Source organism: Sulfurimonas sediminis, from assembly GCF_014905115.1.
GTDB lineage: Bacteria > Campylobacterota > Campylobacteria > Campylobacterales > Sulfurimonadaceae > Sulfurimonas > Sulfurimonas sediminis.
In genome coordinates, this window is sequence record NZ_CP041235.1 from 87,749 (window position 1) to 102,670 (window position 14,922).

Sequence of the window (14,922 nt, forward strand, 5' to 3'; positions counted from 1 at the left end):
AGCATAATTTTGATAAGATTAGCGTATGATAAATTTAAAAGCACTACAATCATTGGCAAGAAAATTTAAAGTTTTATATGTGGAAGATGATATGGCTGTGCAAACTGCACTCACGGAGTATCTGAAGAACTTTTTTGCAGATGTGACGACTGCCAAAGACGGGGTTGAGGGTTTGGAGCGTTATAAAAACGGGCAGTTTGACATCGTGATTACAGATTTATCCATGCCCAGGATGGACGGCATAGAGATGTTGCAAAAGATACGGGAGATAAATCCGCAGCAGGCACTCTTGATAACAACCGCACACAGCGGCTCTGACTACATGTCACAGGCCATTAAAATAGGGGTTGACGGGTATATAATCAAACCTTTTGATTATGAGCAGCTAAATTATGAACTCTACAAGGTCAGTGAAAAACTCGAAGTCATGCAGGAGAATGAAGCCTACAAAAAATCCCTGCAGCGCATGGTGGAGCAAAAAACAGCCGAGTTAAGCGCAATGATACAGTTTCAGCATGACAACTATGAAAAAACACTGCTGGCAATGGTCAAATTGATAGAAGAGAGAGATACTTATACGGCTGGTCATTCCCAAAGAGTTGCCAAATACTCCAAAATGATAGCCCAAAAGATGGGACTCTCCCAAAAAGAGTGCGAAAAAGTCTATCAGGCGGGAATTTTGCATGATATCGGCAAGATTGTCACACCGGATGTTGTCCTTTTGAAACCAAAAAAACTCAATGACTTGGAATACAAACTGATTCAGGAACATCCTCAGGTGGGCTACAGACTTTTGGCAAATATTCCTATGTATGCAGAGCTTGCGGACATAGTCCGTGACCATCATGAGCGATGTGACGGCAGCGGATATCCAAGAGGCATAAAAGCCAGTGAAATTGACAGACTGGCAAAAGTGATGATGATTGCTGACTGTTTTGATGCCATGACAACCAACAGAATATACAAAGGCAGAAAAACTCCCAAAGAAGCACTCGAGGAGATAGAACGTCTGAGTGGCGTGCAGTATGATGCGGATGCCGTCAAAGCAACACTAGAGGTGCTAAAAGATGTGGTTGTGGATAAAAATATAAACCAGTTGCCGCATACCGACATAGAAAAGGAGCGATTTGCCTATTTTTACAAGGACAGTCTGACAGATCTGTACAACCAGAGTTACCTTGATGTAATGTTGCTGCAAAACTCTTATGACAGAAAATACGCACAGCTGCATCTGTTGCGGTTGAAACATTTTTCACGTTTCAACAAAGAATCCGGATGGAAAGAGGGAGACACTGTTTTGGTGAAAATTGCCAAATCTTTGAAAGGATGTTTTGACCTCTCTATGGTTTTTAGAATTTTTGGCGATGATTTTGCCATACTTGATAACGGAGAGTGCAATATGAAAGAGATAGAGCAGAAAATCAATGCCATTCTAAGCAACACTATTATAAAATCAGACATACTGAATCTCACTCTTGACACCCAAAAGAGTATAAGCGTAGATGATTTGGAAAAACTTTGATGGATAGTCTTTTTGCGGAACCGGTACTAAGTACCAAAGCCATTAAGTGAAGAAAATTAATGCTTTCTCGGAATCGGTACTTTAGTGCCGACTGTCAGGCTGTAAAAGCCTAAATCTGCCTTTTGTTAAATCCGGAAGTTCCCATTTTCGCCTCTGAGTGAAACTCTTTTGCATAGGGCTTGAGGTATGTGGGGATTGCTCTGCCTTTTAGCTTCATCATATCCTGAAGCATATACTTTGCAATCTCCTCTTCAGCTATCTTCTTCTTTACATGTAAATAAGAAAAAAGCAGTTCCCCCTGTCTTTGCAGAGAGATTTTCCATGTAGAGTCTGTCTGTTCGTAAATCCAGAGACCAAAAGCATAAAAGTTTTCATAAACACTTTCATTTTGCCATAAGAGCGGGAGTGTTGTTTTGAAGTTGCCACTGTTGTAGTACAAATCCCAAAAGCGTGCAAAGCGTTTCATAATCTGTATATCTCTGAAGCTGAGTTTGTTGTTTTTTAAAATATCATAGGGCGGAATGTCACTGTAGACCATACCCTCTTCTTTGTCATGACGGCTGATGTGTGTGCCGGAGAGTTTTTTCAGGATGCCTATTTGAATTTCACAGCTGCTCATGCGCATTAATTCATCAAGATTGCGCCCGAAACTTTCTAGACTTTCACCAGGAAGCCCAACAATCAAGTCAAGATGGATATGCGCTGTCGTTTCATTTTCCAAAAAGTTTATATTGTCTTTTATTTTGTCAAGTTTTAACTGTCTTGAGATGTTGTTGGCAATCTCTGGGTTGAGGGTCTGAATGCCTATTTCAAGCTGCAAAGCTCCATGGGGAAAACGTTTGATTTTTTCTCGCAGAGATGCTGGAAAGTGGTCAGGAATAACTTCAAAATGGGCAAAATAAGGCGGTTCTTTCTCTAAAAAGAAATCAAGTATTTTGTTGGCTGCTTTCATATTGAGATTAAAAGTTCTGTCGACAAATTTGAAATTTCTTGCCCCTCTTTCCCAAAGTTTTTGAAATTCTTCCAGAACTGCATCAAGGTTAAAAGCGCGTACTTTTTCATCCATAGAGGAGAGACAAAATTCACATTCAAAGGGACAGCCCCGGGAGATTTCCACATAAATATAACGGTTTTTGATGTCCTCGTCTGTATAGTACATGTAAGGGAGCTGTATAGCTTTAAGATCGGGCAAGGTCATTTTGATGATTTTCTCAGTCGGCACTTTGTTTTGAATATTTTTACACAACCGGTAAAAAGCCAGATCTCCCTCTCCCTGAATGATATAGTCCGCAGCATCGAAATTGACACGAAAAGGGAGGTAGCTTACTTCTGGCCCGCCGAGAATTATGCGTGTTGTCGGGAAAACTTTTTTGAGGATATGAATCAGTTCGTGTACCTCTTTTGCATTCCAGATATAGACGCCTATGCCTATGATGTCAGGCTGGGGTAGAAGCAGTTTTTCTGCAATAGTCTGGATGGCATCATTGATGCTGAACTCAAGGATGGAAGTATCACTCTGCAGTTCCTGCATATTTGCATACAGATACCGCAGCCCTACCGCACTGTGTGTAAATCGTGAATTTAAAGTGGTGAGTATTATTTTCATCTGTTAAGAGAGATACTTTTTGATGTCAATTTGAACCTGTTGTGCTATCTGGATGCACTGTTGGGTAATCTTTTCATTTGCAAAAACAAACCATTTCTCTGTCTCACTTTTCATAAACAATTTTTCCTTTATAAATCTCATCTAAAAAGAGACCTTTTGCATCCTCTTTAATGGGAATAATATCTATAGGAATAATTTTTGAAATTTCACGTAATACTTTTCTGTATTTTAAAGAGAGGGTTAAAAAATTTTCATTTGAGTCTTGTATGACAGCAATATCAATATCATTTGGATTTTGGGAAGAGAGAAACGAACCAAAGAGTACAACACTGTCTATCTCTGAAAATTGAGAGAGTTTTGTTGTAATTGCATTTATGAAGGTTGTTTTTTTATTTTTTGTCAAGTACATAAGATATAGTAACATATTTTTTTTTGCAAAGGCTTAAAAGGAAAAACAGCCGAGAGTAAAAAAGGGGGAAAACTCGGCTGTTTTAAAAATTTATAGGAGTAAATATCTCTCTTATGAAAGGGGAAAAACATAATTGAGATATAGAATTATATTAATTATAAGTAAATGTTAGGTAAATAGCGTTTTTTTACCTTGTTTCATCGTACTCTTTTATCATGCGATCCAAGTCTTTGAAAAGCTCCATTGAAGCATCTTCCATTTTTTTGAAATTTTCTACTATGATTTTAGGATGGTCTGCTTTGAGAACACTGTGCTCTTTGACAAAAACCATGTTTTTAGCCACTGAATCATGCACAGTCGCATGTGGTGCATCCATTTTCTTAAAGGCAGTTGTATTTCCAAAGCGCTCTTGTCCTATGCCTAGGTACCACTGTCCCATTCTGCAGTGTTTGTGGTCAGGGAATTCTTTGCTTGCATCTTCATTGAGTACCGTTGAGTAGGCATTTGATTTAAATAAAATATGGTCAACCTTGACGAGTGTTGTAAAGAGACGGTTTTGAATGCCGATAGCTGTCGTGTGCGCTGCATTGGCAAGCTCATTGAGCTCTGTAAAGGTATTTTCAAATTCATGAATCACCTCGTTTGATTCCTGGGCGATATTTGTAATCTCATCAGAGTTTGTTCGCATATCATTGGCTTCTTGCTGAAGGGTTGATATGTTAATCTCTATTTCTGTGGTTGCTTTTTGTGTACGTTCGGCAAGTTTTCTTACCTCATCGGCAACGACGGCAAAACCGCGTCCGTGCTCACCCGCACGGGCTGCTTCTATGGCGGCATTGAGCGCTAAGAGATTGGTCTGGTCAGCGATGTCCTTGATGAGCCCGACAACTTCGGAAATATCCCGTGAGCGTCCTTCAAGATTGACAATTCCCTCATGTGATGAAGAGATAAGCTCTACAAGAGAGCCCAGTCTTTGGCCTATTTCAAGTACACTGTTGAGACTTCCCGAAGCTTTTTCTGCTGTTTGTTCGGAAACACTGACAATCTCTTCTGCCTCATCTGAAGAGATTGTCAAATCCGTCTGGATGATAGAAAGACCCTGTCCGATACCTCCGCCAAGCGTTGAAAACTCAGAAGAGAGTTCTGCCTGGAGTTTTCTTCTATAACCGCTTGCAATCGCCTCGATGGCTGTGTTGACCTGTGCAGCGGTAGTATGGAAAAGCCCCTGCAGTCCTTGCGGGTAGGTGTGTCTGTATGTTTTTCCAGAAGAAGCACACTCTATGGTTGTTGCGATATCACGCATGAATGCTTCCACCTGGTCAAGCATATCGTTGAGTGCCCAGGCGATTTTGGCATCATGGGAGTTGTCATTTGGAATGTGTGTGATGCGTCCTTCGAGTTTTCCCTGAGCAGCCTGTGCTAAAATCTCTTCGAGTTTGTCCATAACGGTAGAAGTTTTTGAAGTTGTTCCTCCCGGAATAAAGAGTGCCACAATCGCTATAAGTAAAACAAGCCCGCCTACAATGTAACTTGCACTCGACAGGCTGTAAACACCAACGCCCAAAAGCGTTACAAAAAGCAATAATGCCTGGTTATTTTTGAAGAGAGATGATATACTCATCATAGCTGACTCCTTCCTGATCTAGTAAATTTGTTAAAATTTTCATGCCGGCATCCATACCGCCGCTTCTTTCTGCCTGAAGCATCTGTGCATAGAGTGGTTTGATAGTTTCGAGCGCTTCAGGGTTTGGTTTTCTTCTGACAGAGTAGTAGCCTACAGTATTGCCGCGCTCATCCAAAGAGGGTGTGACATTGGCATAGACCCAGTAAGAGTTGTTGTTCTTTGTGCTGTTGATGACATAGGCAAAAATTTCCTCTTTTGCCTGAACTCTGTCCCATAAAAGTTTAAAAATTGTCTTTGGCATATCCGGGTGTCGGACAATATTGTGTGGTTTGCCGAGGAGTTCCTCCTCTGTATATTCTGCCAGGTCAATAAAAATCTTATTGACATAGGTCAGTCGACCTTTGGTGTCTGTTTTAGAGACAATAAAATCATTTTCGCCTAATGTTCGTTCCATTTTAGCCCTCTCCTTCATTTGTTGAAAATATTGTAGCATATCTTTATTGGATTATTGCTATAATTTGTGATAAGGAAGTTTATGTTCGCACTCTTGTCTCTTTTTTACTATTTTTATTTTTCTATTGTCGGCATATACATTATATTTTTGCCAAAAGTCCTCAGCGGGGTGGGCTATGATGCAAGTGAGATAGGCATTATTTTTGCGGCATCGCCTTTGGTGCGTTTTATACTGCCTTTTTTGTTTTTGCGTGGACTGACCCTTAATGCCACAGTATTTAAATTTTCATTATTTACAGTCATTGCAAGTACCCTCTCTTTTTATCTCTCGCTGGAGCATTTTTATGCACTTTTGCTCTCAAATATTTTTATGGGGCTGGGTATGAGTCTGATGCTGCCTTTTGTAGAGGTTATCTCTTTACATACTATCGGCAAGGAGCGTTACGGAAAAGTAAGGTTGTTTGGTTCTGTTGGGTTTATTGCCGTTGCTCTTGTGCTGGTTCGGTTTTTAAGTTCTGCCTATATTGCTTTGGACTTTTTATTTGTTTTGAGCCTTTTGACTGCCTTTGTCGCGTATAGAGTGCTGTGCCACGCACCCGATACCAGCTATGTAAAAGAGAAAAATATCTCTAATGATATAGATATCTTCAAAGACTGGCAACTCTGGGGCGGACTTGTTTTGGTGCAGATGAGTTTTGGCTCTTTTTATAACTTTTTTACGATTTATGAGACAGACCACGGCATTGGTTTGGATATGACAATCTATTTGTGGAGTTTTGGTGTGTTGATTGAAGTAGGGATGTTTTTCTTTCAAGGGGGCCTGCTGCAGGGAAATTTACTGAATCTGCTGCGTTTGACAGCACTGGCAACGGTGCTGCGATGGTTCTTGGTTTTTGCATTCCCTGAGCATTTGGCGATACTGTTTTTCTCCCAGGCTCTGCATGCTCTGAGTTTTGCCCTGTTTCATACGGCAGCCATCAGCTATCTGTTTCAGCGATACAGACACAAAAGTCTCTCTCAGCAGTTTTTTTCCGGCATTACCTACGGTTTTGGAGGACTCAGCGGTGCGCTTATTGCGGGATATGTGTATGAATACTATCCGAAGTACCTCTTCTTGACTTCAAGTCTGATGGCATTTGGAGCATTTTTGCTTTTTATGGTTGTGAGGCAGCACAAAGCGTAGCAGCTGTCCCAGCACTCTCAGCCCACCCTAAAGGATGGGTTCCTAAAAGCGGTGCCGATTGTCCTTTTTTATAGTTTCAACAAGTCTTGAAAGCTGATAGTAACGGTTCTGACAGGGGGAGTCTATCTCAAAAAGAAAAGGTCTGTATTTGAGATAATTTGCCCAGACTTTTTTGCTCTGCTCTTTGCGCCCTCGTTTGATAAGTTCAAAACTGACAGAGGCATTGATGAAGCCTTTGAGCAGTTTTACCTCTTTGTCTTTTTCAAAACGACGGGGAAACCAGGCTGCTTCAAGTGCTTCATGCGCATCGTAATAACGTTCTTCTTCGAGGCATTTTATAAATTCGTCGATATGCTTATGCATCGTTTTCATCCAGTAACATCATATTTTTTCTCCAGTATCCACGACCGCCTTTGAGGGAAATACAGTGGTGATTGGGAAATTTTTTTTTGTACTCTTTGAGCCGGTCAAGTGTCGCCTTGCCGGAATCGCAGTAAAAAACAAAGACACTTCCCTCCGGGTACTGTTTGAGCTCATAAGGGTTGTAGGTTAGTGTGTCTGCTTTTTCTATGGGTGACAAAATCGTGTCTACAAGGACAACATCCACACCCTCTTTTTCCAACTTCTTTTTATTTTGCAAAAACTCTTTTTGCGTCCATTCGTCTGGGTAATTCATAGGCTTATTATATAACAGCTCTTTTATAGTTTGTTGAAGCAGTAAGATTAGGCTTTTTTCGGAACCCGTACTTCAGTGCGGGCTGAGAGTGGCAGGGAAGTTGTAACAGTCGGCACTAAAGTACCGATTCCGAAAAAGCTGCACAGGCTCATCTGCAAAGACACCGGAATCGGTACTTTAGTGCCGACGGGTGTCATTTTTGTCTCGCTTGCTCTTTTGCGTTCTAAACTTGTGTTATAATCTTTCTATGGCAAGAAAAAATAAGAAAAACAGTAAAATTAACCAGAGAATTAGAAAATATTTTGATGATGACCCCTTTGATGTGGGGATAGAACGGGTAGAGAGTAAAACCCTCAGTGAGCTTTTTGCAACACTGGGCATATATGATATAGAGCATAATAAAACCCTGATGGTCAAAACACTTCGTATGATTTGGAGTGAAGCCGAAAGCAGTATGCGTCAGGATATTTTAAACTTTTTTGAGAGTGACGGACGGGTGTACAAATCAGATCGGCCAAAAAAAGAGCTCGTCTTTGACAGAGAAGATAAGATTAATGCGCTGCTCGAAGAACTGGATGTCAGCCAGGAAGAAGCAGTACGCCTGCGTGAGGCCTACTTACATGTAAGAAGTAAAAAAATAACCATAGAAAAAATGGAATCCTCTTTGCGTCATATCCGTTTTGAGATGAAAAAAGAGAAACTTGAGCGTGAACTTGAGGGGCTTTTTGATCTGGATGACTGTTTTGAGTTTAATGCCTCACTGAAGTACGAACTCTACGAACAGCATTTTCACAAGATTTTGACACTCAAAACAAAGCCCTATTCGTATGAGTACCTTGAAACAACGGATTTTGATGCGATTGTGCAAAAGATAGGGCAGGACAAAGTTGCAACGGTGCAGCAAAAACAGGAGAGTATTGATAGCTTTTTAGCCTCTTTGAAATATCCGCATGCCTATCTGAGTACCAAAGAGATTCTGGATGCGCTGCGTGCCTCGCCTCCAAAATCAAAAGTAAGCTATCCGCTTATTTCTCAAAAACTTTTAAAAAAGATTGTTAAGTCTAAAATAGATGCCGAGGGAGTAGAACTTCATGAAGAAGAGGTTCTGATTCATGTCAATGAACAGCTTTCTCTCCCCTACAGTGAGCAGAAAATCTCTTATAAACTGGAGTTACATGTAGAGCTTGAAGGACTTTTGGAAGAGATATGGAACGCGAAACGATTTAATTTTGATGCTATTTTGGCAGAGGTCAAAAAAGAGCACGAAGATGAATTTTTACTTACACTCGATGCTTTGGTAAAAGAGTGCGAAGAGTATGCCCAGCTTTTGCATTTCAGCCAAGAAGAGCTGCATGCGAGAGTCTATGGGTATCTTTTTGAACTGCTTGGGCAAAGCTTGAATATAACGCCAAAAATGCACAGAAAAATAACACGGCGTTTTTTGCACTCTATACATGACGAGCTGATTAAGAAACAGCGAGAGGCACTGCTTGCACGGACTATTCGTGATTTTAAAAACCTCTTTCCCATTGCGCGGAGTATGCAGAGAAAACTGATTTTACACATCGGTCCTACAAACAGCGGAAAAACCTATGAAGCGATGCAGCATCTCAAAGAGGCAGACACAGGCTACTATCTGGCACCTTTGCGGCTTCTGGCACTTGAAGGCTATGAAACACTCAAAGCAGAGGGGATTGAAAGCTCACTCATTACCGGTGAGGAACAGATTCTTGATGATGAGGCAACACACATCAGTTCAACGATAGAGATGATGAACTACGAGGTGGATGTGGATGTCTGTGTCATAGATGAGGTGCAGATGATAGATGACCGTGACCGTGGCTGGGCATGGGCAAATGCCATTATCGGTGCACCTGCAAAAGAGGTCATTATGACAGGTTCGCCAAATGTCAAAGAGGCGATTGTTGCTTTGGCGGAGTATCTGGGTGAAGAGCTCGAAATACGGGAGTTTGAACGCAAAAATCCTCTGGAGCTTCTGGAAAAACCGACACATCCAAAAGAGGTGGAGGCGGGCACGGCGATAATCGCTTTTAGCCGTAAAGATGTATTGCGGCTGAAGCAGAATTTTTCCAAAGATTTTGAGGTGAGTGTCGTCTATGGTAACCTCTCTCCTGAAGTCAGACGGGAAGAGGCACGGCGTTTTCGCGAAGGCGAAACACAGATTCTTGTTGCCACCGATGCCATAGCGATGGGGATGAATCTGCCCATAAAAACGGTGCTTTTTTCAAAAGCCGAAAAATTTGACGGGATTATCCAGCGCAACCTTTTTCCCTCGGAGGTACAGCAGATTGCAGGACGGGCAGGGCGTTACGGTCTGCATGAAAACGGCTATGTCGGGGCTTTGCACGGGGATGCTTTACATGTAGTCAGGAAAAACTTCAACAAACCGGCAAAAGAGATAAAAGTGCCCTTTAAAGTAATGGCAAATCTGGAGCATATAAAACTTGTCAGTACAATTTTGGAAGAAAACTCTTTGGAAGAAATTTTGCGCTTTTTTATCAAAAATATGGTCTTTGACGGTCCTTTTTATGCGGCTTCACTCGATGATATGCTGGAGGCTTCACGCATTGTTGACAGTTATGATTTGGACATTGCCACCAAGTATCATCTTGCCTGTGCACCCCTGACGCTCAAATCAGCCTATATCATCAGTACCTATGAGCGCTATATCAATGCTTTGGAGAAAAAAGAGCCGGTTTATTATCATGCGCCAAAACTGACAGGTTCGTATGCGCAAACCTCCGAAGAGCTGCTGCGCGCTGAAGATATGGTCAAAGAGATTTCGCTGTATCTGTGGCTGAGTTACCGTTTTAATGACTACTTTGTAGATGAAAACAAGGCAAGAGCCTACAGAGGTGTTTTGAACAAATATATAGAAGAGACACTCAGACAGACACAGCTGAATCAAAGCTGCAAGCTCTGTGGCACGGTTTTACCGGTAAATTCCAAGTACAGTATCTGCCAGAAGTGCTTTAAAAAGAACTACGTGCACAAAAGAGGGCACCGGCGTTTGCCGCGCTAAGGCTCTGGATGAAAACAAAATTCTGCCTGACTCCCTTTCCCTTTGCCTTCACTGCGAAGGGTCACATCACCGCCCAGAATCTGTGCCATCTTTTTGCTTAAAGAGAGCCCGAGTCCTGTCCCTTTGTGTGTTTTTTGCATCACATTTTCAACCTGTGTAAAATCACTGAAGAGTTGTTCCAAATCCTCTTTGTCTATCCCTATGCCGCTGTCTTGTACATGTACGCATACCTTTTCTTTGGTATTGTAAAGTTTTATCCTGACAAAACCCTCTTGTGTAAATTTAATAGCATTGGAGAGTAGATTGGTGATAATCTGCTGAAACATTTTCGGGTCAGTATGCACCGTTTGAAGAGTATACTCTTGCATATCAAGACTAAATTCCAAATTTTTCTCATCTGCAAGCGGTTTGAGCATCTCATAACTGCTTTTTACAACACTTTTGAGGTCAACATTCTCAATATGTGCTTCCATTTTTCCGGCTTCAATCTTGGCAATATCTAAAATATCGTTTATCATTCCGAGGAGATAATGTGCTGATGACTCTATATTTCCTACTGTTTCCTGTTGGTCCTGTGTCAAATCTTCATAGGCAATTAAAAACTGGGAAAAACCTATAATCGCATTCAGCGGTGTTCGGAGTTCATGAGACATATTTGAGATAAAAGCAGATTTAGCCTGTGATGCAGCCATTGTTCTGCGGATAAGGCGTATTCTGTCGAGTTGCAAGGCTATCATTGTTGCGATGGAGTTGTAAAAACGTTTTTCATTCTCATCCGAAAAACTTTCAAGAGCCAAAGTGATAGAGCCAAAATAGATTTTTTTGTTCTGTTCAAAATCTGTTACATATAAATCTATAGAGTTGTCTGTATGCACTTTTGAGAAAACAAGGTCATCTCTCTTGGTGATTTGTTGAATCAGCTTTATTGAAACCGCAATACACTCATCTTCACTCTGCGTTTGAATAATTTTATTAAAGACCTCAATAAGCTGTATAAAACGCTTGAGGCGCAGTTTGTTCTCTTCTTCGAGGTTTTTCAGTGCATTTGCTGTTGTTTGTACCATCTCATTAAATGAAGCAGTAAGCGTTGCTATTTCATCTTCGGATTCAATAGGTAAAGATGCTCTATAGTCTTGCTCCTGAGTGATTTTTTGTGTTGCTTTTGTCAGATTTTCAATTGGTGATACAATGCTTTTAGAGTATCGCAAGGCGATAACAACGACAAAAACTGTAATAAAGAGAGAAATGAGCAACATAAAGCGGACAAATTCATATAAAAATTTTAATGCTTCGGATTTGTCTACTCCATAAACAAGATAACTGTTTTTCAAGACACCATCAAACCGTTCATACACAATGACATATTTATCTGTAATAACACTCTCTTTTTCTTTTTTTAAATCTACTTTCAAAGCCTGCGTATCACCTACAATAATACCGGTTTTGCTGTTGATAATGTAGGAATGTATATTTTCCTGATGAGAAAGATATCTTGTGAGATTTTGCAGGTTATATTTCAAGACCAGATAGCCGAGTTTTTTTGTTCTGTCAAATGAGGAGAGAATCTGAGAACTGATGTAAAGATATTCTCCCTCAATAAAAGTGTTTTGAGAGAGTTTTTTATATTTTTCAAAAGAAGTCAAGAGGAGTTCATTATGTGAACTTGCAATAACAAGCCCATCATTGTTTACTACAAAGAGTGACAAATCAAGACTGAAATCTGTTGCTTTCTTGCTTAAAAGAATAGAGATACGTTTATCAATATCATCTGTAATAATATCGTCCATTAAATCCAAAGAGGCAATAAATTCAATCTCTTTTTTGAGATTGGTAATATGGTGTTTAATTAAGCCTTTTACATCATTCGCCCTGTAAAACTGCTCTTTAATCGTTTGGTTGACAATCTTTGTCTGGCTTAAAAATATGGTATAGACAAGCAAGATTGCAAACGGAAGCAGACCGACAAACAAAAAACTGACAAGCAGTTTGTTTCGTAAGGATTTTTTAAAAAAACTAATCATCCAGCAAAGATTCTCTTATGTGTAAAATATCTTCAATATTTTCTAAAAACAGGTGCACGATTTCAGGATGAAAATGCACACCACTTCCTTCTTTGATGATTTCAAGTGTCTTTTCTATGCTAAAAGGCTCTTTGTAGGGTCTCTTGCTCAAAAGTGCATCAAATACATCCACAACAGCTACAATCGCTCCACTCAAGGGGATTGCATCTCCCTGTAACTTTTTTGGATACCCTGTTCCGTTGTATTTTTCATGATGAGTCAGAGCAATTTCAGCTGCCAATACCAAAAGGGGTGTACTCTTTTGGGAGAGGATTTCATATCCTATCTGTGCATGTGTTTTCATTATTTCAAACTCATCATCATTTAATTTTCCCGGTTTTAGCAGTATATTGTCGGGGATGCCGACTTTTCCCATATCGTGCATCGGTGCAGCAAGACGCATCAGTTCAATCTCTTCTTGATTCCAGCCGATTTTTTTTGCCAAATAGGCAGATATTTCTCCAACACGTATCGTGTGCATAGAGGTTTCATTGTCTCGATACTCTGCCGTTTTTGCCAAAATATGAATAATCTCTTTTTCATTTTTCTTGTTTTGCAGTTCTCCCATTCTGACAGCATTCTTCACACGCAAAAGAAATTCTGTAATGTCGAATGGTTTTGTAATATACTCATTTGCACCAATTTTTAAACCCTTGGTTATTGCCTCTCTGTCTGAGAGTGCGGAGATAATAATCACAGGAATATGGGAAATATTTTCATCTTCTTTAATGATTTTAAGTGCTGTATAGCCATCCATGACAGGCATCATCAAATCTAAAAGCACTAAGTCGACTGCCTCTGTCTGCATAATGTCGAGTGCTTCCTGCCCGTTTTGTGCTTCTATAACTTCAAAACCCTCTTTCTTAAGAATTTTGGAAGCGACTTTTCTGTTCATCAATTCATCATCGCATAACAATACTTTTGCCATCAGTCACTCCATTTGTAAATAATTTTTAAATCTTTATCAGCTTTTGCTGCTTCAAGATACCCGATTGCTCCAAAAACTTTTTTCACAAAAGCATTTACTGCGGCTTCGGACTTAAGCGTTATTGGCGGTCTCTGTCCAAGATAGTGCTGTTTAATCCAGTAGGACTTTAGGCGTGAGTGCTTGATTTTTAATACTTTTTTTTCAAAACTTCTCCGCACAGAGTTTTGTGAACCAAGATTAATGGGTACCAGTTTTGTGTCACCATGATACTTGAGTTTTTTAAGATAGATCGCTTTTATTTTTCCAACAGAGATATTTGCAAATCCTTTTTGTACCACTACGGCATACTCTTTTGCCTCTACAACTGAAATGATAAAAATGATGAGGAACAGATATTTTTTCATCAAAACAGTACCGACCATGAAAATATAAACTGATTTTCATCATGTAGTGAATGAAACTGATACTCCGCCTTGAATGCCACCGGATAAAGCGGTCTGTATGTATACCCGACAATAGCTATGTTGTCTTGGCGATTTGTATCGGTTTGACTGTATGATTCTAAGCGGACAATTCCCAGATGCTTCTCATTAAAGCGATACCCTCCTTGCAAGTATCCCGCATATTTTGTTGTGAAGCCCTTGTTATTCCTCTGTGTGCCAAATTCACTTGTTATCTTATAGTGCTCTGCATCGTACTGCAGCGATGCAACCGCATAATACAAATGTGTGGAGGATGTATCTGAGACGACATTATCAAACATGCCGATGTTGAGTTTTACATTAAGATCATTGTGCGTATATGACACACCTGCTCCGTAATGTTCATCAGTTTTGTAGTTGTTGTAGTTTGCATCGAGATCGTCATTGTGCTGTAATATAACATCTATCTGCAGTTCGTCATCGCCATATCTGCTATAACTGCCATAGAGTCCTGTAGAGAATTTTGGAAAGAGGATGGATGTGCTTACAGGGTTGGAAGTTGTATCTCGAAGGACGTTTATAGGCAGTAGATTCCAAAAACCTATCGGTGAATTGTATTTTCCTCCGCGAAGCATAAAGTTTTCATTAAAAGTGTAGTCTATATAAAGCCGTTCCGTGTGCAGTCGTGTATTTCTCTCAATGGTATGTGTTGCATTAAAGTCTGTATAGGTATAAAACTCTTTATATTCCATCTCTGCGAGATAAGAAAATTTGTTATAGTTTCCGTAGGCAAGCAGAGCGATGTCATCTACTCTGTAACGATTGGTATTGCTTTTTTTTGTATAATCAGCAGAGAAGTAACCGCCAATGTACAAAGGGAGTGTACCGACTTGCACACCCTCTCCCAGAGTGTATTCATTCTCCTTGGTTTGGGAGTCTTGTGCAAGCAGAACAGTAAAGAAACATATAAATAAAAGAAATATTTTCAAGAGGATC

14 protein-coding genes are annotated in these 14,922 nt (G+C 40.2%); 4 read left to right on the forward strand and 10 right to left on the reverse strand.

What is annotated here, in order from left to right:
* Positions 1-25: 25 nt before the first annotated feature.
* A complete protein-coding gene (locus FJR45_RS00455; protein WP_193150866.1) occupies positions 26-1,522 on the forward strand; it encodes a GGDEF/HDGYP domain-containing response regulator in 1,497 nt (498 codons plus the stop codon).
* 109 nt (positions 1,523-1,631) lie between these two features.
* Here the strand turns inward: FJR45_RS00455 and FJR45_RS00460 are convergent, their stop codons facing one another.
* From FJR45_RS00460 to FJR45_RS00475, 4 genes are all read right to left on the reverse strand, one after another.
* Positions 1,632-3,128, reverse strand: a complete 1,497-nt coding sequence (locus tag FJR45_RS00460) for a B12-binding domain-containing radical SAM protein (RefSeq protein ID WP_193150867.1) — start codon at positions 3,126-3,128, stop codon at positions 1,632-1,634.
* A 103-nt stretch (positions 3,129-3,231) separates the two neighbouring features.
* Positions 3,232-3,537: a nucleotidyltransferase domain-containing protein gene (locus tag FJR45_RS00465; RefSeq protein ID WP_193150868.1), complete on the reverse strand. Its 306-nt coding sequence runs from the start codon at positions 3,535-3,537 to the stop codon at positions 3,232-3,234.
* A 187-nt stretch (positions 3,538-3,724) separates the two neighbouring features.
* A complete protein-coding gene (locus FJR45_RS12580) occupies positions 3,725-5,161 on the reverse strand; it encodes a methyl-accepting chemotaxis protein (RefSeq protein ID WP_193150869.1) in 1,437 nt (478 codons plus the stop codon).
* Positions 5,130-5,615, reverse strand: a complete 486-nt coding sequence (locus FJR45_RS00475; protein WP_193150870.1) for a PAS domain-containing protein — start codon at positions 5,613-5,615, stop codon at positions 5,130-5,132. The genes FJR45_RS12580 and FJR45_RS00475 overlap by 32 nt, the downstream gene beginning before the upstream one ends.
* An 81-nt stretch (positions 5,616-5,696) precedes the next feature.
* On the opposite strand from FJR45_RS00475, the gene FJR45_RS00480 reads away from it, so the two are divergent.
* Positions 5,697-6,797, forward strand: a complete 1,101-nt coding sequence (locus FJR45_RS00480) for an MFS transporter (protein ID WP_193150871.1) — start codon at positions 5,697-5,699, stop codon at positions 6,795-6,797.
* 42 nt (positions 6,798-6,839) lie between these two features.
* Here FJR45_RS00480 and FJR45_RS00485 read toward each other — a convergent pair whose 3' ends face one another.
* Positions 6,840-7,169, reverse strand: a complete 330-nt coding sequence (locus FJR45_RS00485; RefSeq protein WP_193150872.1) for a DUF309 domain-containing protein — start codon at positions 7,167-7,169, stop codon at positions 6,840-6,842.
* Positions 7,153-7,473: a hypothetical protein gene (locus FJR45_RS00490; protein WP_193150873.1), complete on the reverse strand. Its 321-nt coding sequence runs from the start codon at positions 7,471-7,473 to the stop codon at positions 7,153-7,155. Before FJR45_RS00490 ends, FJR45_RS00485 begins: the two co-directional genes overlap by 17 nt.
* A gap of 75 nt (positions 7,474-7,548) precedes the next feature.
* Here FJR45_RS00490 and FJR45_RS00495 point away from each other — a divergent pair, with 75 nt between their 5' ends.
* Together FJR45_RS00495 and FJR45_RS00500 are read left to right on the forward strand one after the other, a co-directional pair.
* Positions 7,549-7,713: a hypothetical protein gene (locus FJR45_RS00495; protein WP_193150874.1), complete on the forward strand. Its 165-nt coding sequence runs from the start codon at positions 7,549-7,551 to the stop codon at positions 7,711-7,713.
* Positions 7,714-7,720: 7 nt separating this feature from the next.
* On the forward strand, positions 7,721-10,516 hold the full coding sequence (locus tag FJR45_RS00500; RefSeq protein ID WP_193150875.1) for an SUV3 domain-containing protein: 2,796 nt from the start codon (positions 7,721-7,723) through the stop codon (positions 10,514-10,516).
* Here FJR45_RS00500 and FJR45_RS00505 read toward each other — a convergent pair.
* Genes FJR45_RS00505 through FJR45_RS00520 form a run of 4 tightly spaced genes read right to left on the reverse strand, consistent with a single transcriptional unit; the run spans position 10,513 to position 14,915 of the window.
* Positions 10,513-12,537 carry an ATP-binding protein gene (locus FJR45_RS00505; protein ID WP_193150876.1) on the reverse strand — a complete coding sequence of 675 codons (2,025 nt, stop codon included), beginning with the start codon at positions 12,535-12,537 and terminating at the stop codon, positions 10,513-10,515. The genes FJR45_RS00500 and FJR45_RS00505 overlap by 4 nt on opposite strands.
* Entirely contained in the window at positions 12,530-13,504 is a 975-nt protein-coding gene (locus tag FJR45_RS00510; RefSeq protein ID WP_193150877.1) for an HD-GYP domain-containing protein, read from the reverse strand. Before FJR45_RS00510 ends, FJR45_RS00505 begins: the two co-directional genes overlap by 8 nt.
* On the reverse strand, positions 13,504-13,908 hold the full coding sequence (locus tag FJR45_RS00515; protein ID WP_193150878.1) for a hypothetical protein: 405 nt from the start codon (positions 13,906-13,908) through the stop codon (positions 13,504-13,506). The genes FJR45_RS00510 and FJR45_RS00515 overlap by 1 nt, the downstream gene beginning before the upstream one ends.
* On the reverse strand, positions 13,908-14,915 hold the full coding sequence (locus FJR45_RS00520; protein WP_193150879.1) for a hypothetical protein: 1,008 nt from the start codon (positions 14,913-14,915) through the stop codon (positions 13,908-13,910). The genes FJR45_RS00515 and FJR45_RS00520 overlap by 1 nt, the downstream gene beginning before the upstream one ends.
* Between the last annotated feature and the right edge of the window lie 7 nt (positions 14,916-14,922).